The organism is Paenibacillus sp. FSL R10-2788 (assembly GCF_038003885.1).
GTDB classification, from domain to species: domain Bacteria; phylum Bacillota; class Bacilli; order Paenibacillales; family Paenibacillaceae; genus Paenibacillus_AQ; species Paenibacillus_AQ odorifer.
The window spans coordinates 3,997,918-4,021,802 of record NZ_JBBOQA010000001.1 but is presented as its reverse complement, the minus strand read 5'-3'; the positions used below and the strand labels follow the sequence as shown (position 1 = coordinate 4,021,802).

20 protein-coding genes and 1 other annotated feature are annotated in these 23,885 nt (G+C 44.7%); of the genes, 18 read left to right on the top strand and 2 right to left on the bottom strand.

Translation table 11 applies throughout. From position 1 onward, the window contains the following. Nucleotides 1-140: 140 nt before the first annotated feature. From NSQ50_RS17770 to NSQ50_RS17720, 11 genes are all read left to right on the top strand, one after another. Nucleotides 141-899: a YveK family protein gene (locus NSQ50_RS17770; protein ID WP_076098952.1), complete on the top strand. Its 759-nt coding sequence runs from the start codon at nt 141-143 to the stop codon at nt 897-899. After that, nucleotides 847-1,554 (top strand): CpsD/CapB family tyrosine-protein kinase, encoded by a 708-nt coding sequence (locus NSQ50_RS17765; RefSeq protein WP_036688243.1) that lies wholly within the window; start codon nt 847-849, stop codon nt 1,552-1,554. The genes NSQ50_RS17770 and NSQ50_RS17765 overlap by 53 nt, the downstream gene beginning before the upstream one ends. A gap of 5 nt (nt 1,555-1,559) precedes the next feature. Then, entirely contained in the window at nt 1,560-2,795 is a 1,236-nt protein-coding gene (locus tag NSQ50_RS17760; protein WP_076106248.1) for an oligosaccharide flippase family protein, read from the top strand. A 75-nt stretch (nt 2,796-2,870) separates the two neighbouring features. Next, on the top strand, nt 2,871-4,097 hold the full coding sequence (locus tag NSQ50_RS17755; RefSeq protein WP_076225190.1) for an O-antigen ligase family protein: 1,227 nt from the start codon (nt 2,871-2,873) through the stop codon (nt 4,095-4,097). Then, complete coding sequence (locus NSQ50_RS17750; protein WP_081384422.1) at nt 4,045-5,355, top strand: glycosyltransferase family 4 protein; 1,311 nt, start codon at nt 4,045-4,047, stop codon at nt 5,353-5,355. The genes NSQ50_RS17755 and NSQ50_RS17750 overlap by 53 nt, the downstream gene beginning before the upstream one ends. A 66-nt stretch (nt 5,356-5,421) precedes the next feature. Then, nucleotides 5,422-7,332, top strand: coding sequence for a polysaccharide biosynthesis protein (locus NSQ50_RS17745; RefSeq protein WP_051491571.1), 1,911 nt, complete (start codon nt 5,422-5,424; stop codon nt 7,330-7,332). A gap of 3 nt (nt 7,333-7,335) precedes the next feature. Beyond that, nucleotides 7,336-8,454: an LCP family protein gene (locus NSQ50_RS17740; protein WP_244886348.1), complete on the top strand. Its 1,119-nt coding sequence runs from the start codon at nt 7,336-7,338 to the stop codon at nt 8,452-8,454. Between the two features lie 36 nt (nt 8,455-8,490). After that, complete coding sequence (locus NSQ50_RS17735) at nt 8,491-9,105, top strand: sugar transferase (RefSeq protein WP_036689052.1); 615 nt, start codon at nt 8,491-8,493, stop codon at nt 9,103-9,105. Further along, the gene (locus tag NSQ50_RS17730) at nt 9,102-9,899 is read left to right on the top strand and encodes a GNAT family N-acetyltransferase (RefSeq protein WP_076225191.1); all 798 of its coding nucleotides are present in this window, start codon (nt 9,102-9,104) and stop codon (nt 9,897-9,899) included. Before NSQ50_RS17735 ends, NSQ50_RS17730 begins: the two co-directional genes overlap by 4 nt. Beyond that, on the top strand, nt 9,892-11,025 hold the full coding sequence (locus NSQ50_RS17725) for a GNAT family N-acetyltransferase (RefSeq protein WP_076225192.1): 1,134 nt from the start codon (nt 9,892-9,894) through the stop codon (nt 11,023-11,025). Before NSQ50_RS17730 ends, NSQ50_RS17725 begins: the two co-directional genes overlap by 8 nt. Further along, nucleotides 11,022-12,188 carry a DegT/DnrJ/EryC1/StrS family aminotransferase gene (locus tag NSQ50_RS17720; RefSeq protein WP_076225193.1) on the top strand — a complete coding sequence of 389 codons (1,167 nt, stop codon included), beginning with the start codon at nt 11,022-11,024 and terminating at the stop codon, nt 12,186-12,188. Before NSQ50_RS17725 ends, NSQ50_RS17720 begins: the two co-directional genes overlap by 4 nt. A gap of 6 nt (nt 12,189-12,194) precedes the next feature. On the opposite strand, the gene NSQ50_RS17715 is transcribed toward NSQ50_RS17720, so the two are convergent. After that, entirely contained in the window at nt 12,195-13,841 is a 1,647-nt protein-coding gene (locus NSQ50_RS17715; RefSeq protein ID WP_340949637.1) for a glycosyl hydrolase family 28-related protein, read from the bottom strand. Between the two features lie 101 nt (nt 13,842-13,942). On the opposite strand from NSQ50_RS17715, the gene NSQ50_RS17710 reads away from it, so the two are divergent. The 6 genes from NSQ50_RS17710 (at nt 13,943) to NSQ50_RS17685 (ending at nt 21,421) form a co-directional block, all read left to right on the top strand. Beyond that, the gene (locus NSQ50_RS17710; RefSeq protein WP_076225195.1) at nt 13,943-14,887 is read left to right on the top strand and encodes an NAD-dependent epimerase/dehydratase family protein; all 945 of its coding nucleotides are present in this window, start codon (nt 13,943-13,945) and stop codon (nt 14,885-14,887) included. Between the two features lie 28 nt (nt 14,888-14,915). Further along, nucleotides 14,916-16,034 (top strand): acyltransferase family protein, encoded by a 1,119-nt coding sequence (locus tag NSQ50_RS17705; protein WP_051491569.1) that lies wholly within the window; start codon nt 14,916-14,918, stop codon nt 16,032-16,034. Between the two features lie 853 nt (nt 16,035-16,887). Continuing rightward, a complete protein-coding gene (locus NSQ50_RS17700) occupies nt 16,888-17,943 on the top strand; it encodes an LLM class flavin-dependent oxidoreductase (RefSeq protein ID WP_076225196.1) in 1,056 nt (351 codons plus the stop codon). Between the two features lie 82 nt (nt 17,944-18,025). Then, a complete protein-coding gene (locus tag NSQ50_RS17695; protein ID WP_038571755.1) occupies nt 18,026-18,709 on the top strand; it encodes a Crp/Fnr family transcriptional regulator in 684 nt (227 codons plus the stop codon). A gap of 108 nt (nt 18,710-18,817) precedes the next feature. Beyond that, nucleotides 18,818-19,630: a DNA alkylation repair protein gene (locus tag NSQ50_RS17690; RefSeq protein ID WP_038571752.1), complete on the top strand. Its 813-nt coding sequence runs from the start codon at nt 18,818-18,820 to the stop codon at nt 19,628-19,630. A 240-nt stretch (nt 19,631-19,870) separates the two neighbouring features. Continuing rightward, nucleotides 19,871-21,421, top strand: coding sequence for an acetamidase/formamidase family protein (locus NSQ50_RS17685; protein WP_076225197.1), 1,551 nt, complete (start codon nt 19,871-19,873; stop codon nt 21,419-21,421). A gap of 76 nt (nt 21,422-21,497) precedes the next feature. On the opposite strand, the gene NSQ50_RS17680 is transcribed toward NSQ50_RS17685, so the two are convergent. Next, complete coding sequence (locus tag NSQ50_RS17680; RefSeq protein WP_038571749.1) at nt 21,498-21,944, bottom strand: Lrp/AsnC family transcriptional regulator; 447 nt, start codon at nt 21,942-21,944, stop codon at nt 21,498-21,500. Nucleotides 21,945-22,095: 151 nt separating this feature from the next. Next, nucleotides 22,096-22,326 (top strand) — a binding site (T-box leader). A 186-nt stretch (nt 22,327-22,512) separates the two neighbouring features. On the opposite strand from NSQ50_RS17680, the gene tyrS reads away from it, so the two are divergent. Next, nucleotides 22,513-23,772 carry a tyrosine--tRNA ligase gene (gene tyrS, locus NSQ50_RS17675; RefSeq protein WP_036688216.1) on the top strand — a complete coding sequence of 420 codons (1,260 nt, stop codon included), beginning with the start codon at nt 22,513-22,515 and terminating at the stop codon, nt 23,770-23,772. Nucleotides 23,773-23,885: the final 113 nt, after the last annotated feature.

The following is a 23,885-nucleotide window of genomic DNA, read 5'->3' as shown; positions in this document are numbered from 1 at the left end:
CTAAATGAGCTCTTTAATATTTTGACATTTAAATTTTAAGTACGGACTTGGACATATGTTGAGAGAAAGAGAATATGAATATACAACAATAATCTTGTTAAAGAGGCGACAATACATTAACTAGTTAGGAGAAATGATCGATGGAATTCGAACTGGGCAGCATTTTGAAACTAGTAAAACGTAGGCTGCTGTTCATAATTGTATTATGTATCGCTGCAGTCGGGCTCGCTGGTAGTGTTAGCTATTACGTTTTACAGCCGAAATACGAAGCGACAGCTTCTATACTTATTCAAGGGGACAGGCAGCAGAAAGCAATTAATGACATTATGGCCGGACAAAAGCTGGTCACTACTTACGGGGAGATCATTCGAAGCAGCAGGATAGCGGAAGAGGTCGTCAGAAAGCTGCAGCTAAAAATGACAGCAGAAGAGTTACTCAAAAATGTTAAGACAAGAACCAATAGCGAGTCACTCGTAACAACGGTAATTGTGACTGATTCAAAAGCTCAACGGGCAACAGATATCGCGAATGGCTTCGGAGAGGCCTTTAATGCGAATATTCAATCGATTATGGGAGTGGAGAATGTTGTATTTCTCGACCGTGCCAAGGTTCCTTCTGATCCTGTCTCACCTAAGCCCGTCTTCAATATGGCTGTTGCCTTCGGATTGGCGCTGATTACCGGGATTGCAATCTCTATCCTCCGGGAATTGATGGAGAAACCCGTGAGAAGTGCCAAAGATATTCAGCTTGATTTGCAGCTTCCGCTTCTGGGAACCGTGGGCAAATTAAAGCCACGCAAACGGCGGAATAAAGCGAAAACCAAATCAGCAGAAGGAGCCATCAGTTATGAAGAAGAAAACGCCAAAATTATATTGCCTGGAACAACCGAAGTCATCTAGCGGAGATCAATTCCGAAGCATACGCTCCAATATTCGTTATACCCGCGTTGGTGGAGAGATCCGCTCTTTATTAGTCACAAGCTCGCTTCCGGATGAAGGAAAATCAACGGTAGCCATAAACCTGGCGATTGCCATGGCGGAAGCTGGTAAGACAGTTCTACTCATTGATGGGGATCTACGTACGCCAACGGTGCATAAGGCATTTGATCTGCCTAATTGGATCGGGCTTAGCAGTATCTTAGTGGATCATACCCGCTTAGAGGATTGCATTATTTCTATTGAGGAAGCAGAAGGTTTGTCTGTATTGACCTCTGGTCCGATTTCACCAAATCCCGCTGAATTACTAGGCTCTGAAGGAATGAAGCGATTGTTTGCAGAGCTGAGCGTGCGTTTTGATACGATTGTTATCGACTCATCCTCTGTATTAATGCCATTTTCGGATGCCCTTATTTTGGCAACGATGACTGAGGGGGTATTGCTAGTTGTGAAATCCGGAAAAGTGCTCTTAAAGCACACGAGTTCTGCCAAGCACTTGCTAGAGCAGCAGGGAGCACATTTGCTGGGAGCCGTATTGAATTATCGGAAAAAGAGCAGGCGTTCCAAGATTCGTGGTGAAGATTTTGCCGAGTGGGCCTCTTCTTCTGGAATGGTCTGACGTCTATGTCATTTGCTTCTCTTCGTTATTTGCTCGGGAATATCACTTACGCTGGTGCTCAGTTTGTGATTGTGATCCTGCTGAATAAATTCGGGTCATCGGCAATCGTGGGGCAATATTCGCTAGGGCTTGCAGTTACTGCTCCGATCTTTATGCTGTCGCATCTACATCTTCGTTCCGTATTAATCGTTGATTCATCGGGGAAATACAGTTTTGGAGACTTTCTGGGCTTACGGCTGATAACAACCGCCCTTGCGTTTACGATTACCGCAGGTTTTTGCATAATAAGTGGTTTGGATTGGAATACAGTATTGGTTATTTTCTTCATCGGTCTGTATAGAATCGTTGAATCAATCAGTGATATTTTATTAGGCATCGTTCAAAAGGAGGAGAGATTAGATCAAATCTCAATCTCCAGAATGGCAAAAGGGTTATTCTCCATTCTAATCTTCATCCTCGTATTTATCCCTACACAGAGCCTTGTTCTTGCCTTGTTAGTCATGATAATCGGATGGTTAGCGATAACGATTGGATATGATGCTCGTAAAGCGAGAATCTACACTTCTCTCAGGCCACTCTTCAACAAAAGAAGCCTATGGAGTTTACTGATCGTCAGTTCACCGCTAGGCGTGGTATTGGCGTTGATGTCGTTAAATACGAATATCCCATTATATGCGATTTCCTATTTTAAAGGGGAGCATGACTTAGGTATTTATGCTTCACTCTCATATATGATTGTTGCCTGCAATGTTGTCGTCACCGCACTTGGTGAAGCCATAACACCACGTCTTGCCAGGTGGCACGCAGGCGGGAGACACAAGGAGTTTGTCACTTTACTCAGCCGAATGATAGCGATGGGTTTGGGGTTTAGTGCGGTCGCTTGTTTGATAGGGTGGTTGTTTGGCCACAAGCTGTTAACCGTATTATTCAGTTCAGACGTGGCAGGAGAGTTAGGGTTGTTTCATTGGCTGCTGGCGTCCACCATGCTGGTATTTATTTCATCCTACCTGTGGTACGCCATAACGGCTACCGGAAGGTACAAAGCTCAGATTCCATTGTTTCTGTGCACAGCATTCACTAATGGCTTGTGTTGTCTGATCTTCGTACCTCATTACGGGGTAGTAGGTGCTGCAATGGGGGCAAGTTCGTCGTTATTTGTACAGATGATTGGCAGTGTAGTTGTGCTGTATCGTGTCATCGGAAAGGCAAGAAATCGGGAACAGTCGGAAGCGGCAGCATAAGTTCTTGTTTTATAGGAAAGTAGGAAAGTAGGGACTTGTATGACATCTGTATCTGTTGTAGGGAAGCCCTACACCATGCACAAATTATTTCTGTTTGCGGTCATGGGGTACATCATATGCCTTCCGGCGCAGATTGATTTTGGGGGAGCCTTCCGTATCGCCCCGTCGGATCTCTTCTTAATGTTAGGTTTATTTGCCGCTGGATTCCATCTCAAATTGGACCGGAGGATATTCAGTTCATGGCATTGGGGCATGCTGTTCATTTTTGTTTTAGCTTCCTTTGTATCCATTTGGCGCAACGGCTTCATTACTCAATACGCCCTGCTGCAAAAAGATATTGGATTTATTCTCCTTTTGTTGACCTACATCATGCTTGTGCAAGCAGCAGATAGCTGGGAACGGTTATATAAAATGCTCCGATTTTTCCTGATCAGTGTGCTGCTCTTAAATGGTGTTGCCCTATTCGCTTTTTTCAGCGGAGTAAAGGTTCCGTTCATGGTGCAAGACGGGCGGTTGTCCGGCATGTTAATTGATCCCAATGCATACGGGGGATTGCTGGTGACGGCTTTTGCCATTCATATCATGACGAGTGGGGAGAAGATAAAGCTGCTGCGGGGATGGGTCAGCGTACTAGCGACGATAAGCTTAGCCGGGGGCATTATAATGACCTTCTCGCGCTCGTCTTGGATTGGTCTGTTCCTAGTATTACTTACACTTCTGATTACCAAACCGTCCAGACTGATCAAGATCGGTATGGGGTTTGGGGTGGCTTTTATAGCTCTGCTGCTGTATAAAGGCACCGCTTATCTAAATGTGCTGGAGTCTATGTCCAGCAGACCTTCCCAGATCCAGTCGCGTCTTGACATCATTGACAAAGCGGTGGATTGGATCGCACAAAGTCCGTTATTAGGCATTGGGCTTGGTTCCTATAATTACGAACTGCGCATTATTATCCACAACACCCCTATATGGTTTTTGACTGAATTCGGCTTATTGGGCTTGATTGTATATGGCGGATTTATGATTTGGTTCTTTATTGTTGGTATCCGTTCTTATCGTGCAGCAGATCCGATTCATAGACCAATTATTATGGCATTGCTGCTGTCCCATGCGGCGATGATTGGGTTATCGATGGGCATTGAGGCGTTATTCCAGCGGTATTGGTGGTTCATGATGGCGATGAACGGAGCTTGCATCCGGTTAACAGACAAAAACCTGAAAGGAGAGATGCCCTATCGAACCCAACACGTTGAAAGGTCAGCTGGGCGCAAGCTTCGACAACGAGCAGAGCAACCTCAATAAAAGCTCAAGTAAGGACATCGGGAGTATCCCAGCTGAGGGCGGCTTACAAGCAAAGGTTGCTTTTGTAGCCTCCATATATGGGCATTTCGAGAGTTTTCATTTACCTTACATGGCGTTATTGCAGCAAAAAGGGTGTGAAGTCCATGCTTACGCTCAGCCGGGCGAAGCCAGACAGTGCTTGGAACAGCGGGGAATTGTATGTCACGACGTACCTATACAACGAAGTCCTTTACAGTTGAAGAATTGGACGGCTCTGCGGATCTTAACTAAAAGCTTCCAAGCGGAAAAATTTCAGTTCGTCCATGTACATACACCAGTGGCTTCGATTCTCGGACGGATTGCAGCCCATAGAGCAGGTGTCCCTAGCGTATTGTATACAGCTCATGGTTTTCATTTTTTTAAAGGTGCTCCTTTTCTGAACTGGATGCTTTATTATCCGTTGGAGTATTTAATGGCCCGTTGGACGGATGTACTGATCACTATTAATAGAGAAGATTATGAGCGTGCTCAGAAATTCCCTGTGCGAAAAAAAGTAACTTATGTGAGTGGAGTCGGGCTTGATCTTCAGGTATACGGTAGCGGTGAGAGGGATAATGAAGTTGCAAAAATGAAGGGGGAAAGTCGTCGCCAGCTATTTGATTTACCTAAGAGATACAATGATAATCCTTCATTCGTTGTTCTCTGCGTCGCTGAGTTAAATGCTAACAAGAACCAAAAACAGTTGATCCAAGCACTACATCATTTGGGTGATCAAGCAAGCGATATTCATCTAGTATTCGCAGGTACAGGTCCTTTCGAGCAAACTCTTATAGAACTTGCTACTCGGTTAGGGGTTAGGGATCAGGTGCATTTTCTGGGGTTTCGAAGAGATATACCGGATTTGCTACAAGCGTGTGATGTTGCGGCACTCGTGTCCTATCGCGAGGGGTTACCCCGGGCGATTATGGAGGCGATGGCAGCAGGTAATCCCGTGATCGGCACACATATTCGGGGCATTCGCGATTTGATTGAGCATGAGTCAACGGGCATGTTGGTTCCAGTAGATGATATTGCTGCTACGGCAAAAGCACTGGTTCAACTGCGAGCGGACGCAGCTTTGACCGCAGCAATGGGGAAAGCGAATAAGGACAGGATTATTCGCTATGGATTGCCTGCGGTGCTTTGTGAAATGGACTCGATTTATATAGAAGCGCTGAAAGAACCAGGGATAAAGGCATTTCCGACTGAATTGCAACCGGGTCTGACAGCAGATAGATAATTCATTCTCGCATATACGACAACATACGAATAAACGAATAATTAGTTAATTAGGGAGAAAGAAGTGATGAAAATGCGGATCGTACGTTTAGTCATGTTGGATGCGGGAATTATAGCGGCTTCAGTGTGGCTTGTGTTTTTACTTCGGTTTGATTTTCAAATCCCTGAGCAGTATATGTGGATGCTTCCGTGGGCGATACTCATTCACATTATGGTATACGCAACGTTCTCATTTGGATTCAAGGTGTATAACAATATCTGGCGATACACCGGTATAGGTGAGTTATTGCAGCTGCTAAAAGTGAGTGCTTTAACACTCTGTGGAGTGGTCGCTGTCAATGTATCTACGCATGTATTCGTCCCTTCTTATCGATTGCCGATTTCGATTTATTTTGCAGCGGGATACGTATTTCTCGGCATTGCTGGCTTACGTTTAGTAAACCGTCTCATCAACGATAGATTTGAAACAGCGGGGGCAAAGGGTTCATCCGAAGGCAATCTGCTAATCGTAGGGGCAGGGAAAGCAGGCATCCTCGTTACCAAAGATATCAAGCATTCAAGATTTAAATTCATGAACCCAGTCGCCTTCATAGATGATGATATCTCAAAGCGCAAGCTGGAGCTTATGGGGTTGCCGATTGTCGGTAACCGTAACTTCATTCCCCAGGCAGTCGAGCAGCTGGATATTTCGTTCATTATCATCGCTTTGCCTACGGCTCCACAAAAGGAATTACTGGAGATCATCGAAATCTGCAAATCTACCAAAGCTCAGATCAAGTTAATGCCCAGTATGACCGATATTTTGGACGGGAAAATGGCCATTAACATGATTCGTGAAGTATCCGTAAATGATTTGCTGGGGAGAAGCCCAATAGAAATTAATACGGAAGAGATTCGTGAGAATTTGGGAAGCGAGTGTATTCTCATCACCGGTGCAGGCGGTTCAATTGGTTCGGAGTTATGCCGGCAATTGGCTGCGTACCGTCCGAAGGAAATGCTGCTTTTGGGGCATGGAGAAAATAGCATTTATCTTATTGAACAAGAATTGCGGCAGTTATATCCCGATCAGATCATTCATCCCATTATAGCGGACATTCAGGATGTATCGCGGATTGATAACGTTTTTCAAAAATTCCGCCCCTCCATTGTGTATCATGCCGCTGCTCACAAGCATGTTCCTCTTATGGAGATGAATCCAGTAGAGGCAGTTAAAAATAATGTGATCGGCACAAGGAATGTAGCGGAAGCGAGTGCTAAATATGGCGCTAAACGGTTCATCCTCATCTCATCGGATAAGGCGGTTAATCCTACCAGTGTTATGGGTGCCACGAAACGAGCCGCGGAAATGATCATTAATGATCAGAATTCCTTAAGCAAGACGGTTTTTGCTGCTGTACGTTTTGGTAATGTGCTGGGCAGTAGGGGAAGTGTCATTCCGTTATTCAAAAGACAAATCGAAAACGGCGGCCCGGTGACGGTTACACATATGGATATGGTGCGTTACTTCATGACGATACCCGAAGCGGTACAGTTGGTTATTCAAGCAAGTGTGCTGGCACAAGGGGGAGAAGTGTTTGTGCTGGATATGGGTAAGCCAGTTCGTATATACGATCTAGCGAGGGATTTAATCCGCTTGTCGGGTCTCGAGCCTGACAAAGATATTCCCATTGTGGTCACTGGCATTCGTCCTGGAGAAAAATTGTTTGAGGAGCTTTTGACTGAAGAAGAAGGGTTATTGGTCACTAACAACTACCGTATTATGATTAGCCGCCCGCAAAGTGTCTCCAGATCTGAACTGAATTTGGTGTTGGGGGTTCTGGAGAACTTGTGCAAACGGTATGAACTGATGCCAAGCAGTCATCAGATCAAAAAACTGCTAAAGCAGCTAATTCCAAGCTATTCGGGTTTTCAGGAAGAAACGCAGGTGGGCACACATGATCTTGAACGCATTAAATCCGAAGTTCATGCGGGAATCTGACCTATGAAGTCGACTAAGTATTCATGGATGACAAGATTATGGGGCAAGCGCGACAAGCCAATTACAGGTAAACGTTCACGCATGCGGCGGGTGGGACGATACAGCCTGATTGTTATTCTTGTTGTGGTTGTAGTTGGGGGGATCTGGATTGGAGGGATATTGAATCCAGAGCATCGTTTTAACAAGGCGATTCTTAACCCCTTGACGATCCCTAGCTCTAATGTGGTTACGGACAATGAAGAGATGGTACAGTCGCTCAGCACACCAGCCCCACAAGCGCAAACGGATGAGCTTATCCTAACAACGCCTACACAAACTCCAGCTGCGGCGATATCCCCAGCAGACAAGAAAAGCTCATCCTTTAATGTAGTGCTAATTGGAACAGACACTTGGGGCGGAGAAAGCTCGCGGGCAGATACGATCATGGTTGCCCATGTGATGCCGGATCAACGGAAGGTGAATATCGTATCTGTGCCGCGGGACACGCGGGTTTATGTGCAGAATGTCGGCTATACCAAGATCAATCATGCACATATCGTTGGTGAGACAAAGGGTGGGAATCAGCAGGGTACGCTGACACTGATTCAAGCCGTTAGTGATTTTATGAATATTCCTATTCATTACTACATCAAGACGAACTTCTCCGGTGTTCGTGATTTCATCGATTCGATTGGCGGGATCGATATGCTAATTGATCAGGATGTGACCATCACTCCGGAGATCACCATCAAGAAAGGTGAGCAGCATCTGGATGGTGCCCACACGCTTTATTTAGCAAGGGAGCGCTACTCGACTCCGGAGGGTGACTTTAGCCGCCAACGGGAGCAATTCAATATCGTTCGGGCTGTAGCCAAAAAGCTATTAAGTCCGGAGCATATTCCTGATCTAGCTGGACTGCTACTGCGTGAAAAGAAAGACATTATTGATACGAGTTTTAGTGACAGTGATTTGATGAGCTTAGCTTGGCTATTCAAGGGAATGGATTCCGCGGATTTTGCTTACGAACAGATTCCTGGCCATAACAGCTCTGCTCTAGATCCGCTCGTCCGAACTAAAGTGTATTACTGGAGTGCTAATTCGGAAGAGGTAAAGTCACTCACAGAACGTCTTTTTACGGAATAAGAGAAAGGCGGGGGGATGACTACCATGTATCGCCATATGAAGCGGGGCTTCGATTTGGTGGGAGCGATCTTTATGTTAGGTGTGTTTAGTCCGGTCATGGCTGTAGTGGCGTTGCTGATTCGGATAAAGTTGGGAAGTCCTATTTTGTTCAAGCAGCAGCGGCCGGGCATGGGAGAAAGACCCTTCTACATCTACAAGTTTCGAACCATGGCTGAAATGTATGATGCGCAGGGCCAGCCGTTATCGGATGCTCGGCGTTATATCAAATTCGGCGGATTGATTCGAAAGCTGAGTCTGGATGAGCTGCCGCAATTAGTGAATGTTGTGAAGGGAGAAATGAGCCTGATCGGACCAAGACCTTTGCTCATCCGTTACAGCCCGCATTACTCTGAACGGGAGCGGCTGCGATTCACTGTAAGACCCGGAATCACGGGATTGGCGCAGGTATCTGGACGTAATACTTCGGAATGGAAACAGCGGCTTTCCTATGACGTTACCTATGTTGAGAAGCTGAGCTTTAGATTAGATGCGTTGATCTTATGTAAAACTGTGCTGAAGGTTATCCGCCAAGATGACGTTGTGGCCAATCCGGGTGAGCATAGTCTGCCGCTCGATGAGTACAGAATGAACCAAAAGGAGGGGTCGGCATGAATTTGCGGTTTAGTCCGCTTCAGGAAGATGATATTCACCTTGCATGCCGGCTCTTACAGAGCAACTTGCCAGAGTCAGTCTACAATCAAACCATATTCGCCTGTGGCGGTTATCCCGAATATTTGAAAGCAGCATGTAAATGCGGAAGCCATTCAGCAACACTGCTGATTGGTGCCTATTCTGAAGATCTTCTTATTGGATTCGCTGAATGGAGAAGAATGGAGCAGATGCTGGTTCTGAATAACTTGAATGTGGACGCAGCTTATCGAAAAGACGGCATCGGCGGCAAGCTTATGGCCTACGGGGAGACGTTAGCCCAAAAGGATGGCATTTCGAAGCTGGCACTTGATGTATTTTCGTGGAATGAGCAAGCTCATGCTTGGTATTTGCGGCTTGGTTTTGCAGAGGAAGGCCGGACTTACTGGTATGTAAGAGATTTGGCTCCATCGATTGATAGGGATAGAGAAGTATTGGCGTACATCATAGATGATTACCCGATGGCAGAGGCACATCATCAAAAGTATGGATTCTCTGCTCTTAGGATTAGAACAAAAAAAGAGACTTCAGTAGTGGGCCGGCTAGGTGAACAGTATTATCGTATCCAACTGCAAAATGGAGGGTGGAGTGGCTGCAATCTTTTGACAGACGTATTAATGGATTTAGACCGGGAGAAAAGGCTGCTGTTGCTTTCTTCAGATGCTTATTTGCGTGAGCGAGACCCCGAGCTAATCTTAAGCACTGAAAGTATACGTATGATCAAAATATTGGAGAATCAAGAGGTGTTGTATGAGTAACTTTATCGTGCTAGGCAGCTCTAGTTCAGAGGAATGGGATGCCTATTTGAACCAGTTAGAGACGAAGGATATCTATTTCTCCTCAGCGTTTTTTCGGCTGTTTGAGGACGGAGAGCACCAGCAGGCAGAGCTGTTTGTATTCAAGCAAGGAGACCAGCTCATAATGTATCCTTACTTGCTTCGCTCCATAAGCCATCTTCCTGCCGTAATCCAACTGGGGCTTGATGGTGATTGGTACGATATTAGTACACCTTATGGATACGGGGGACCGATATCGAATCTCCCTCCAGGAGCCGAACGAAGTGAGCTGTACCGGCAATTCAGTGAAACGTTCACGGATTACTGTAGAGAGAAAAAGATCATGACCGAGTTTGTAAGATTTCATCCCTTGATTGGCAACGCTACGGAATATCAAAGCGGTCTGACCACCGAGTGGAATAGAAATACAATATATATTGATTTGACTGTGGGTTCGGAGGCAGAGCTCATCCGGCATTATGGCAGCAATCATAAACGGAATATTCACAAAATAAAGTCTGCGCCCTTTACAATTCGGAATTCCAATCTGAAAGATCGTATTGAGTCCTTCAGTGAATTGTATTACGGAACACTAAATGATTTACAGGCGGATTCTTTTTATTATTTCCCCAAAAAATTTATAGAAGATACTAGTTATCTACTTGAAGGGAGAGTAGAGCTATTCGAAGCTATGGTTGGGGAGAAAACGGTGGCAACCAGCATCGTGTTACATGAACGACCGTGGATGCATTATCACCTATGTGGTTGGGATCGCGCCTATCTGCAGTGGTCACCTACCAAATTGCTAATTCACGCAGCAGCCAAGTGGGGGATGGAAAATGGCTTTGAACGTTTTCATCTTGGCGGGGGATATAAGGGGAATGACGACTTATTTCAATTCAAGCATAGATTCGCGACACAACTGGAACCCCTTGACTATTACTTAGGTAAACGAATTTTTTTTCCAGAGTTGTATGAGCGGATCATATCCTTTTGTGACACTAGAGTATCAGGAAGTTACTTTCCGCTCTATCGGCATCCAGATCTCGATATGATATGTATTCCATCTGGAGAAATCGGTCCAAATGGAGAAAGGAGCTTCGCATGAGCATTCGTCAAACAAGCATTCTGCCACGAATCTTGTTATCCCCGCCGCATATTAGTGGACGTGAGCAGGTCTACATGGAGGAGGCGATACACTCTGGTTGGATTGCTCCTATTGGTCCGCAAGTCGATGCGTTCGAGCGGGAGATGGCCGCCTACACAGGATCAAAGGGTGCACTAGCGTTAAGCTCTGGCACGGCGGCGATTCATCTCGCACTTCGTCTAGCCGGTGTCACACAAGGAGATTACGTGATCTGTTCAACGCTCACGTTCGTTGCTAGCGCCAATCCTATTTTATATTTGGGGGCCACCCCCGTATTTGTCGATTCAGAGCCTGAGACCTGGAACATGTGTCCGCTAGCTTTTCAGCGGGCCTGCCAAGATTTGAATGACAAAGGACTGCTGCCAAAAGCGGCTGTTGTCGTCAATTTATACGGACAAAGCGCAGATATGGAGCCCATTGTAGAAATAGCTGACCGATATGGAATTACCTTGATTGAAGATGCTGCCGAATCATTAGGTGCTTTCTATCAAGGCAAGGCCAGCGGAACCTGGGGCCAATTCGGAATCTATTCTTTCAACGGAAATAAGATTATTACAACCTCAGGTGGGGGCATGCTCGTATCCGACGATACCGAAGCCCTAGAGCAAGCGCGCTTCTGGTCTACGCAAGCCCGAGACACTGCCCCTCATTATCAACATTCCGAAATGGGATACAACTATCGGTTAAGCAACCTGTTGGCAGCTATAGGACGCGGTCAATTAGAACTGCTTGAAGAGCGGGTTGAACGGCGCAGATCTATTGGCCGGCGATATAGGGAACGTTTAGGTTCCATACCGGGTCTTCATTTTATGCCGGAAGCACGCAATTGTCGCAGCACGCACTGGTTGAGTGCGCTGACCATTGATGAAGAAGTGGCAGGGTTCTCTTCACAACAACTTCTGTCATGTCTGGAACATCACAATATAGAAGCTAGACCTGTATGGAAACCGCTGCATTTACAACCGTTGTTCGAGAGCAATTACTACTATCCTTACAGTGAGGAATACAGTGTATCGGATAAATTATTTTCAACAGGTGTCTGTCTGCCTTCTGGAAGCTCTTTATCGGATGAGGATTTGGAACGTGTCATTTATGCGATAGAGACATGTAACCAATACCGTTGATTCATCTTATTTAGCCTTCCATCCACTCGCAGCTGATCCGCTTTCCTTCACATACAAAGTGGCTTGTGCGGTGCCATCCGTTCGCATAGCCAGACTGCCAACTGGGGCGGTTACGACTCCCTCGGGCGAACCTTCCACTATGAACACTGCGGGCAACACTGCCCCGCCAGTGAGGCGAATGGCCCGTTTGAAGTTACCGTAGGTCGAGAACCATTCAAGAAGCGAATAAGGATTATACAAGGTGCCTAGTGATGTGCCTTGCATGCCGATTAGTGTTTCGAATTCTAGAATTCGCTTTACCTTCACTGCTCGGGTATCAAACACCGCTACATTATTGAGGCGCAGAGACGGTTTAGCTGCACCGTAAGAAGAGACTAGCACTACCTGATTGGTTCCGCTATTGCGGACGATCATATTGTCGACAGTAGCCATTGCGTCAGACTCCGTTGTGAATAAATGCAAGGTATTGCCCGTTAAATCCTGTGCATCTATCGTCCCCACATAAAGATCTCCTCCGTCGATTCGGACACCACTTGCTAAGGTGGAACCCGAGCCGTACATTCCTAACGAACCGATATGCAATCTTGGTTTACCTCCGGCAGCATTAAACGCTGCATAGATCGCAGGGCCTCCGATGCCATCGAACTTGGCGCTAGCGATATCAATAAATTGTGAATAGATCGTCTGTAGGCCGAAGCTAGCTTTGTGATCGGTGGAGCGGATAGCCAAATGATTGATTTTCAGCGTCAATCCATAGGACAGTAAGGCTGGACTTACCGATCCGCTTACACGCATATCTAGTGAACCGATGTCGAGTGTCCAGAGTCTAGTGATAGCATCTGTAAGCCCTGCTGATAGATCGTTACCGAAACCAATGGTTGTCAAGGAGTCGAATCGCTGATAAAAGCTGCGCGTTCCTTTAAAGACATCGGGTTCAAGATCGAGAGAGTTAGCACCAGTAAATCCAGGCGCGCCACCGCGGCTATTATTCAGAACCGCTCTGTTGACATGAAGCTGGTCTACAAAATGGACCACAAAGTTCTTTCGTCCAGCAGTCTCACAGCGGGTATATCCGATGTGCACATTAACGGAGGGGATTTCTTCTGTCCCTCCAATGAAGATATTATCCCCATAGCAATCGTGAGAGTACACTGACTCTATCGTTATATTTTGCGAAGAAGAAATGAACAGGCCGTGAAGCTGATCGTTGACGGCTGTTTTAACAGTCGATGCACTTCCATCAATTTCAAGGGTGCCCGCGATTGTGATATTTGAGGCATTTAAGATGACTAGAACCCTAGTGTCTGAGGGTGGATTCGGGGCAAGCACAAGTTTGGAGCCGGCTTCAAAGCTTAAATTAGTTTTGGCTGGAATTCGAAGACACCACCAGTCGAGGACGGAGGGGTTACGCATGCGTCCCGAAGATACCTTATATATACCAGGAGGAAAGATTACTACTTTGTTTTTGGCGTTTCCCGCATTGATAGCATTTTGAATCGCTACTGTATCGTCCTTGATACCGTTTCCTACAGCGCCGTACGATCGGACGTTCACATAACCGTTAGTCTCAGGGTCTAATTTAATAGATGTGACCGCACCGTCAGAAAGGATGGACGTAGTCACCGAGCTGTCTGGAATAGGGGCAGTAGCCATATACTTCACTCCTTTATACTTTGATTTTGTATTTTATGTGAATTTTTCGGGGAATGCACGGTACAAAGATCACTCTTAGCGGGCGAAAGGAGTTTTTTATTTTGAAGGTATTGGTAACTGGGGGGTTAGGCTTTATTGGGTCCCATGTGGTTGATCGGCTAATAAAAAAGGGCATAGAAACTGTGATTGTTGATAATGTATCCGGAGCCTCCGGTCTGACTTATATGAATCCTGCTGCGGTTTTGTATAAGTACGATATTCGGGATGAGACTTTGCATGAGGTTTTTAGCCTTGAAAAGCCAAATGCAGTCATTCATCTGGCTGCACAGATCGACGTCAGAGAATCACAGCGGAACCCGTTATTTGATGCAAATGTGAATATTGTTGGCACGCTGAATGTACTGCGCATGTGCGAGATCCATCAGGTTCAAAAGCTAGTTTATGCCTCGTCGGCAGCGGTTTATGGGAACCCGGAATATTTGAGCATTGATGAGCAGCATCCCATAAATCCCGAGTCCTGCTATGGTCTATCCAAAAGTGTACCAGAGTCATATATTCGGATGTTTGCCAGCTTACATGGGCTTAAATATACGATTTTGCGTCTCGCTAATGTATATGGGCCAAGGCAAAGTTCGCATGGAGAAGCTGGCGTTGTTTCCGTTTTTCTGGATCGTATAAAGCAAGGGAAGGATCTCGTTATCTATGGGGACGGTGAGCAGACAAGAGATTTCGTCTATGTGGAGGATGTGGCGCAGGCGTTCGTTGATGCGGTTCAGACCGACGGCAGAGTGAATAATGAGACGATGAATATTAGCTGTGGAATACCAACCTCGATAAATACGATGGTTCGGATGTTAGGGGACATCACAGGTCGGGATTTCCTGACAACCTATGCGGAGCCTCGTCCGGGGGATATTCTCCATAGCTATTTAAATAATCAAAAAGCCCAGGAATTATTGTCTTGGTTCCCTAACCATAACTTTCATACCGGGCTCGAAAAAACAATTACTGTCCGCTTAAGTGTAGGAAGTGCAGTAGATCATTAAAAGCACCCATTGAAAGGGGGCACTCCGCATGGAACGCAAAATGAACTCGGAAATGTTCGTTCTTCGTAGTGTAGCCTGCTTAAGTATAGCCCTGCTGCATGCTCTTTATCGGGTTTATGACGATGGAAATACACCCTGGGTAGAGTCGGTGGGTTTACTGCTAACGTTTGGCACACCTGTATTCGTATTTATCTCTCAATTCGTGTTGTCATTTGCCTATCCCAATGAAATTCCAGCGAGATTTTGGGAGAAAAGAATCAAGTATATTTTATTGCCTTACTTTTTTTTCGGGACCTTGTATGCAGGACTAAAAGGATTGGAGATGTCGGGTAGTGACGGCATTCCTTTGCTGCAGGCTTTTTGGTATTACCTCTGGCGTCATTTGCTGATTGGAGATTTCCATGGCTATTTTATACTGATTATCTTTCAGTTTTATGCTTTATTCCTCTGGTTTCAGACGTATGCGAAGCGGCTTAACCCCCGCACTATTCTAATCGTATCGTTCCTTATTAACGTTATCTATTTGGGTTTCTTCAACTTTACTACGCCCGCAGATACGGCTGCCGCCCATTATTTCTGGGATAAAATGTACTGGATTTTCGCACCAGGTTGGATTTTTTACTTTACAGTAGCCTATTACTTGGGACGAAATGAGCTGTGGTTCCGGGAAAAATTAAAAAAGTTCCGCATAGCGGTATACACGCTCCCGGTTCTGACAGGTGCGCTTGTGCTGTTCGTGAATAGTCAAGGCTGGATAACGGCGCATAGCTCCAAAAGAATTGATATGCTTCTATTCGCCTTAAGCATGATTTTGCTGCTCTTCTCCGTGGCATCGAAAATGAAGAAAGTGCCACGTGTACTGGAATGGAGCAGCAGATACTCTTTTGGCATATACTTGCTTCATCCTTTGCTATTGGCTATATTCGTCAAGCTTCCAGCTTCATTTGGGTTGCAAAACCTTGGACTATTTAGTGTTCTGCTGCAATTTGTCGGTTGTGTGGTAGGCTCGGCACTTATAATGAATTTAGCGAATCGAATTCCTGGCGGAGCGTATGTATTCGGTCGGATCGGCATTGGGATAAGCCCAAGCAAACCACCGAAATCGCTGGATAAGCCGATAATTCCGAGTATTGGGAATGCAAACTAGCTTGGATTTGACCGGCCGCTAATCGTCTGTGTTTAGGTGATTAGTGGTCTTTTTTTTGTTTTTGTGTTAATTGCGATTCCTTCGCTAATTACATTGCTAATTACATTGCTAATTACATTGCTATTACATCGCGATTACATCGCACTAGCAGCATCCTCTCAATTCTCATTAAAAAAGCAAAATAGTTGTAAAAAGTACAATTAAGCTCTTATGCTCGCAGCTTTGGGGCAGTTTAATTGTATATTTTACAACTATTATTCTGGAATCCCGCCATATTGAGGCAAATGCTCGTATTTAAGTGTACAGAGTGCAACTAAATCCACAAAGGCTACCTTCAAAGCGTATATAGTTGCACAAAATACAATTAAACAAACTTCGTCGTAACCTCGCATTAGCTACACTGTGCGTTTGCGGTAGAGGCAATTAAACAAACTTCGTCATTACCTAACATTAGCTGTACTCTGGCACATTGGCGGCAAAGTCCCAGTATAATTGTTGTATTGTAGTCAGTTCACACGAGGTTTTGTTTGTTCGGACCGTATTGCAGCTATTTTCACTTTTTAGTTGATTTTACGATAGTTTCGGACTGTATTGCGCTTATTTCCATAAAAACACACATTATGGAAGCTACTTTACACGAATAGCTGCATCTAAGTCCGATAATTTAGCAAAATGAATGAAATTATTAAAATAACGGCTCCTCAGTCCGATCTATAGTGAGGGGGATCTAATTAGATGAACTTCGATTATAGTCGAAGGGAACTAAATTAGTTAGAATAATTAGGTAGTCCCTTTATGGTTTTTTACATCCAGAGAATAATACATCGTGCAGAATATTAGGAGGAAATGAATAGTGGAACTTGGAGTAAGCACATTTGTCGAGACCACACCGGATGTCCAAACGGGTGAGACAATAAGTCATGCAGAACGACTACGTGAAGTAGTGGAGGAAATTGTACTTGCCGAAGAGGTGGGATTAGATGTTTACGGAGTAGGTGAGCATCATCGGCATGATTATGCGGCATCTTCACCTGCGGTTGTACTGGCTGCAGCTGCTTCGTTGACTACTAAGATCCGGTTGAGCAGTGCTGTAATGATCCTGTCTTCAGCCGATCCGGTGCGTGTGTTTCAGGACTTTGCAACGCTGGACGGAATTTCGAACGGACGTGCGGAGATTATGATCGGCCGGGGTTCGTTTACAGAGTCTTTTCCTCTATTCGGATATGATCTGAAGGATTATGAAGAACTGTTCAATGAGAAGCTGGAATTGTTATTAGCCATCCAAAAGTCAGAAAAAGTGACCTGGAAAGGTAAACACCGAGCAGCTATAGAAAATTTGGGGATTTACCCGCGTCCGGTTCAAGATCCTTTACCGATTTGGATCGGGAGTGCAGGAAGTCCAGAGTCTGCGATCCGCACAGGATCACTAGGTTTGCCTTTTGTTTTAGCGATTATAGGGAATGTTCTACCGCTGGATTATGCGTCACATGTGCAGCTTTACAAAAAAGCAGCAGCTGAAGCCGGGCGTGATATTTCAAAATTTCCAATCGCTTCGCATTCACACGGGTTTATAGCGGAGACTAATCAGTTAGCGCTGGAGGAATTTTTCCCTTCAACGCATGCCCGGACCAATGTGCGGGCGAAGGAAAAAGGAACACCTCCGTACCATCGTGCAGATTATGATGCAGCGTGCAGCTTAGATGGCGCCCTTTACGTAGGTGATCCAGAAACTGTTGCTAATAAAATCATTCATCTGCGCAAGCATGTGGGAATTACGCGATTCTTTTTACATGTGCCGCACGGCACGATGCCTCATGAGGATGTTATGCAGGCGATTAGACTGCTGGGCACCGAAGTAGCCCCACGTGTGCGGGAAGAAGTAGCGCGCTGGGAAGCAAGTAATCGGTAATTTAGTAAGCTGCGTCCTTAGGACGTGGCTTTTTTTGTAAGGTATACTGAAGAAATGAATAACGTTTTATACAGGAGGGGCAATGGATAAAATTCATTATTTATCTCAATTCAATTTGCTTCAATCGTTAGGACTGGAAGATCTAATTGAAATGGAAGAATTAACGCGAATAACAGTAGTCCCCAAAAATACATATATCCAAACACCGTCAACCTTTTCTGAAGGACTGTTTTTTGTGAAAAAAGGGAAGGTTCGTTTATACCAATTAAATGCAAACGGTAAGCAATTTACATCGGATATCCTTAATGAAGGCAATGTTTTTGGTGAAATGGGTGTGATTTCTTTTGGAACGAAGGAACATTATATTGAAACGATTGAGGAAAGCCATATCTGCACAATTGATCCTGGAAGGTTTGAAGAATTCATCTCTCACCGGCCTAGGTTTATGATGTCATTATTGCAAGTATTGAGCGACCGCATAAAAAGTATGAGTCAGTTAACTCAAAATCTAGCCATTGGAAATCTGCATGATAAAATATTGTGTGTTCTTTTAAAGCTGGCGGATCAGCATGGGGTTGAGCATAAGGATAATTGTTACAAAATTAATGTTCCTCTATCGCATCAAGAAATCGCTAATTTAATTGGAGCCAGCAGAGAAGCTGTAACAGTGGCATTACAAGAATTGGTGAAAGCGGAAGTTATTCGGACAGGGTTCAGAACTATCTATATCCAGCGAGACAAGATTTTGGAAAGAAATATAACATAGCTATCGAGTTGTAAACGAGATTACAGCTTCATTTTTAGAAACAACGGTATCCTAGCTATGACATGAAGGTGATTTAAGCTTTCAAATCATAGTGAAGGGACGATTTCCATGGAACGCAGGAAGGGCGCTCGGAAGGTTACTGAAATTCCCGTTGAGATTGTAGAACTGCTGAATAAAGGATATTTACAGAGCGTGAATTTAACGGAATGGCTTGCTGTGGATCATCTTATATTGCTGGAAAATGTACTGAATGAGCTAGGTTTTGAACAGGAAGCTAAACCAATTTTACAAAGGCTGAATGCGTTATCGGAAAAGAAAATCATGAAGCTCATCCCGGTGATTTCACGTGAGTGGCAGCTTCTATTTGACTGTAAATCAGAGCTGGAACGTTCCCGACTATTTGCTGTGTTAGCTCATCATAACTCCGATAGTGTTCGCTGCTGGGCTGCTTATATCGTGGGGCAGAATCATCAATGGAGTCTAGTTCAAAAACTAACAGCAATCCGTCCTTTTGCAGCGGATGGTCATTTTGGGGTGCGTGAGATTTCTTGGATGGCTTTGAGGGAATCAGTCATTGCCGAGCTGGAAGCGTCCATTGAATCGTTAAAGGCTTGGGTTCATGACCAGGACGCGAATATTAGGAGATTTGCGGTCGAATTGACGCGCCCACATGGGGTATGGGCAAAGCATATTACAGCGCTCAAAGAAAATCCAGCGATTGCCCTACCGCTATTAGAACCGCTTAACTCTGATCCGGCAAAATACGTTCAGGATTCTGTAAGCAATTGGTTAAATGATGCTAGCAAAATCAATCCGGCATGGGTACAGCAAATTTGTGATGAATGGTTGAACCTATCAGGTACCAAGGAAACAAAGCGGATTGTAACCCGGGCTACAAGAAGTATTACTGATCAAAAATAAAATTAGTGCATCACTTTAGACTGGATAATCAAACGTCAAACACTATGGGCTAATAAGTGTTGGCGTTTTTTTATTATGGAGTTAACTTGGATAATTCAAGAGAAAGACTACTTCCTATTTATTATTTAAACCAAACTTCGTGAAAATATTTATATTGTTAATCCTCAGGTCATCTGTTATACTCAGAAACACCGAATGTTACAAAAACTAACACTAATTAAAGGAATGGAGGATTTTCGTATGAAAAAACAAATAATTCGTAATGTAGGCGTCACGTTATCCATGTTTTTAGTGGTGAATTCGTTATCCAGTGTCATGTATGCTAACACAACGAATGATGCGTATAAGCCAAAAACCCATGTTCTGAAGGCGAATTCGGAGACTGTTCGATGGGGGAATATTGGTAAGGGAGATCCAGCTCTGACTGTACATTCGGGAGACATCGTAACGGTTGAGGCTATTACACATCACTCTGGTGATGATTACGAGCGGATGATTAAAGGAGATGCGGGAGTGGAGGATATTTTCCACTGGATTGAAGGGGAGAAGAACGAAGCGCTCCGCGGGCCAGGCGTACATATTATGACGGGTCCCATCGCAGTAGAAGGTGCTGAACCAGGGGATGTGCTGGAAGTGAAGATTCTGGACATGAAGCTGAGACCTAATGGAAATGAACAATACGCTGGAAAAACATATGGCGTGAATGCCGCGGCGAACTGGGGTTATCTATACGGAGATATGGTGGAGGAGCCGAAAAAGCGTGAGGTAGTAACCATCTATGAGATGGATACGGAGGGTGGAACAGATTATGCAACAGCTGTATATAACTACAAATGGTCTGTGCAAACCGATCCGGATGGTCAAGTGCACCCGACAATTGACTACCCGGGTGTTATCGTTGACCATAAAACGATTGATAAGAATTTCGATGTGCTAAAAGGTGTGAAAATTCCGGTGCGTCTCCACTTTGGTACAATGGGTGTGGCGCCGAAAGAAGCGGATGTTGTTGACTCCGTTCCACCTTCTTACAACGGCGGTAACGTAGATGATTGGCGGATTACCGAAGGTGCAACGATGTATTATCCTGTATCCGTAGCTGGTGCACTACTGTCGATCGGTGACCCGCATGCCGGTCAAGGCGATTCGGAGATTAACGGTACTGCGATTGAGACATCGGTCACTGGGGATATACAAGTTATTCTTCATAAAAAAACATCGCTTAACAACAAGCTGAAAGGTTTAAACTTCCCATTACTTGAAAATGAGAACGAGTGGGTCGTGCATGGATTCAGCTACGCTAATTATTTGGAGGAGCTGGGGGCTAGTGCTCAGACGGATATCTTCAACAACTCATCCATCGACAAAGCAATGAAGGATGCCGCTCATAAAACAAAAGATTTTTTAATGGCTGGAATGGAATTGAGCGAAGATGAAGCATACTCTCTGATGTCGGTGTCAGCTGATTTTGGAATTACACAAGTGGTGGATGGAAACTGGGGCGTTCACGCCTTAATTGATAAAGGTCAATTCGGCGATTCCGAGCGCAAGCCCGTGGTTTTACGGAGCAGCTTTGAGAACTATGGAGCAAAGGTTGGCTGGCAGCCTGCCACTAAGACAGTTACGCTAAGCTACAATGGCAATGTTCTGGTGATGAAGGTTGGAGCGACAACGGGAATTTACAACGGAGAGACAGTGAAGCTTGTAGCCCCAATAAGTGTTGTGAACGGGCAGGTTGTGGTCAGCGAATATTTCGTGAACTTTTATAAAGCTAAGCTGGCTAAGACAGAGTAGGACGAAATAGCAATTATTTGATAATTCTAATAAAAATCCAGATGAGAAAAGAACCGTCTATAGGCGGTTCTTTTTCTTATATATTTAAGCCGTCTTGATTTTTGTGGCGTTTCAATAAAATTTGGTTTTCTACACGTACCAGTCCATCCAGACAATAGATTGATTCATGCATAAACCGTTCCATCTCTTCAAGATTCTCAACTAAGATGTGAATATGCAGAATACAAGGTCCTGTCATTTCGTATAATACAGCTACACGTTCGTTTTCTTTTAATACGTCGACGATATGATTCAAATGAGCAGGTTCTACTTCAAGTTCCAGGTAGGCGGAGATTTTCTTTCCTAGCTTTTCAGCACTGATGACAATCGAGAACTGTTCAATAATCCCTTGATTGACTAGCCGATCAATACGGTCTTTCACCGCGACACTTGATAAACTGACTTCTTTAGCTAGATCAGTATAGGAAATTCTGCTGTTTTGGGCCAGCCGCATCAAAATATGGTTATCGATAGGATCTAGCATTGGATTCGTTCACCTCTTTTTTCGTAATTGTATCAGAAAAAAAGTGGAAATGCCTAGTAGCGCTTTACAGTAGAAGTGTGTGACGGCATTCTCTGCTGAAGATAGTTGACATAAAAGAATTATTTCACTATACTGGCTGTAATCTTATATACGATATACGTTGAAGGAGCCCAGTAGTAACTTAGTCCCTGTTCCAGAAAGCCGGGGGTTGATGAAACCCGGTACACACTAAGCTTGCGAATTACACTTTGGAGTATCTCGGGTAACACCGAGCGGAATGGCGAACGATATCTCGTCAAGAGTGGTATCAATGGTATGCTTGAGCATAAGCGTTTCATGGGTGCAATCTGGGTGGTAACACGGTTATTCAATCGTCCCTATGTCTACAATAGACAAGGGGACGATTTTTTTGTTTTTAAATATAAGGATTTATAGGGTTCACTTCATCAATGATCCTTATATTTCTCGCTGAAACGGTACCGTCCTAATCAGGAGGGCAAAGCCGTTTCCGCTTGGCGGACTGATGTTTCATTATAGGATAACTACTAATTTTGAGGGGTGTAAGGCAATGAATATTATCGACGAACTAGAATGGCGCGATGCCATCAATCAACAAACAGATGCCGAAGGGCTTAGAGAACTGACCAATCAAAAATCGGTATCCCTGTACTGCGGTGTAGATCCAACTGGTGACAGTATGCATATTGGCCACTTGATTCCGTTCATGGTGCTCAAAAGATTCCAGCTGGCAGGACATCGTCCGGTTATTCTAATTGGTGGGGCTACGGGAACGATCGGTGATCCAAGTGGACGTCAATCCGAGCGCTCTTTGCAAACGCTGGAGCAAGTCCAAGCCAACGTTGATGCACTTACAGCACAAATGAAAAAATTGTTCGTGACTGATGGCGACAATCAAATCCGCATGGTGAACAACTACGATTGGACGCATAAAATCAATGTTATCGAATTTTTGCGTGACTATGGTAAAAACTTCAGTATCAATTCGATGCTTGCCAAGGATGTTGTAGCGAGCAGATTGGACAGCGGAATTTCCTTTACGGAATTCTCCTACCAAATCCTGCAATCCCTGGACTACCTGCACCTGTTCCAGCATGAAGATGTGCAGCTGCAAATCGGTGGTTCTGACCAATGGGGGAACATCACAAGTGGCTTAGATCTGATTCGTAAAAAAGAAGGTTCTGAAGCGGTGGCATTCGGACTTACCATCCCGCTTATGCTGAAAGCCGATGGTACAAAATTCGGTAAAACAGCTGGTGGAGCCATTTGGTTGGATCCGAACAAAACGACAGCTTTTGAATTCTACCAGTTCTGGGCAAATACAGATGACCGTGATGTTGTGAAATACCTGAAGTACTTTACATTCCTCTCTAAAGAGCAAATTGATGCACTAGCAGAAAAGGTGCAAACCGAACCGCATAAACGTGAAGCGCAAATAACACTGGCTGAAGAAATGACCAGATTCGTGCATGGTGAGGAATTGCTGGAGCAGGCTAAACGCATTACTGCCGCTCTGTTCAGTGGAGATATTAAATCTCTGACCGCTGACGAGATCGAGCAAGGCTTCAAGGAAATGCCGACCTACGAAACGACATTGGAGTCCAAAAATATCGTGGAGTGGCTGGTAGATCTAGGAATTGAGCCATCCAAACGTCAAGCGCGTGAAGACATCACCAAAGGCGCAATTTCCATGAACGGTGAAAAAGTTAGCGATGTAGCATTTGAAGTTACAGCCAGCGAAGCCATCGGCGGACGTTTTATCATTATCCGTAAGGGTAAGAAAAACTACAGCCTGGTGAAATTGTCCTAATAATAAGAAGCCTTCCTTATGAATAAGGAAGGTTTTTTGTTGTATTTTAAGTATAGAGGCAGACTATTTGCATATTAAGTGAAATTTGAAAGGTGAAATCGTCAAAATTATGG

Bases quoted from the DNA above. Each gene is read 5' to 3' on its own strand.
- NSQ50_RS17770 (WP_076098952.1), top strand. From the start codon at position 141: ATGGAATTCGAACTGGGCAGCATTTTGAAACTAGTAAAACGTAGGCTG.
- NSQ50_RS17765 (WP_036688243.1), top strand. From the start codon at position 847: ATGAAGAAGAAAACGCCAAAATTATATTGCCTGGAACAACCGAAGTCA.
- NSQ50_RS17760 (WP_076106248.1), top strand. From the start codon at position 1,560: ATGTCATTTGCTTCTCTTCGTTATTTGCTCGGGAATATCACTTACGCT.
- NSQ50_RS17755 (WP_076225190.1), top strand. From the start codon at position 2,871: ATGCACAAATTATTTCTGTTTGCGGTCATGGGGTACATCATATGCCTT.
- NSQ50_RS17745 (WP_051491571.1), top strand. From the start codon at position 5,422: ATGAAAATGCGGATCGTACGTTTAGTCATGTTGGATGCGGGAATTATA.
- NSQ50_RS17740 (WP_244886348.1), top strand. From the start codon at position 7,336: ATGAAGTCGACTAAGTATTCATGGATGACAAGATTATGGGGCAAGCGC.
- NSQ50_RS17735 (WP_036689052.1), top strand. From the start codon at position 8,491: ATGAAGCGGGGCTTCGATTTGGTGGGAGCGATCTTTATGTTAGGTGTG.
- NSQ50_RS17730 (WP_076225191.1), top strand. From the start codon at position 9,102: ATGAATTTGCGGTTTAGTCCGCTTCAGGAAGATGATATTCACCTTGCA.
- NSQ50_RS17725 (WP_076225192.1), top strand. From the start codon at position 9,892: ATGAGTAACTTTATCGTGCTAGGCAGCTCTAGTTCAGAGGAATGGGAT.
- NSQ50_RS17720 (WP_076225193.1), top strand. From the start codon at position 11,022: ATGAGCATTCGTCAAACAAGCATTCTGCCACGAATCTTGTTATCCCCG.
- NSQ50_RS17715 (WP_340949637.1), bottom strand. From the start codon at position 13,841: ATGGCTACTGCCCCTATTCCAGACAGCTCGGTGACTACGTCCATCCTT.
- NSQ50_RS17705 (WP_051491569.1), top strand. From the start codon at position 14,916: ATGGAACGCAAAATGAACTCGGAAATGTTCGTTCTTCGTAGTGTAGCC.
- NSQ50_RS17695 (WP_038571755.1), top strand. From the start codon at position 18,026: ATGGATAAAATTCATTATTTATCTCAATTCAATTTGCTTCAATCGTTA.
- NSQ50_RS17690 (WP_038571752.1), top strand. From the start codon at position 18,818: ATGGAACGCAGGAAGGGCGCTCGGAAGGTTACTGAAATTCCCGTTGAG.
- NSQ50_RS17685 (WP_076225197.1), top strand. From the start codon at position 19,871: ATGAAAAAACAAATAATTCGTAATGTAGGCGTCACGTTATCCATGTTT.
- NSQ50_RS17680 (WP_038571749.1), bottom strand. From the start codon at position 21,944: ATGCTAGATCCTATCGATAACCATATTTTGATGCGGCTGGCCCAAAAC.
- tyrS (WP_036688216.1), top strand. From the start codon at position 22,513: ATGAATATTATCGACGAACTAGAATGGCGCGATGCCATCAATCAACAA.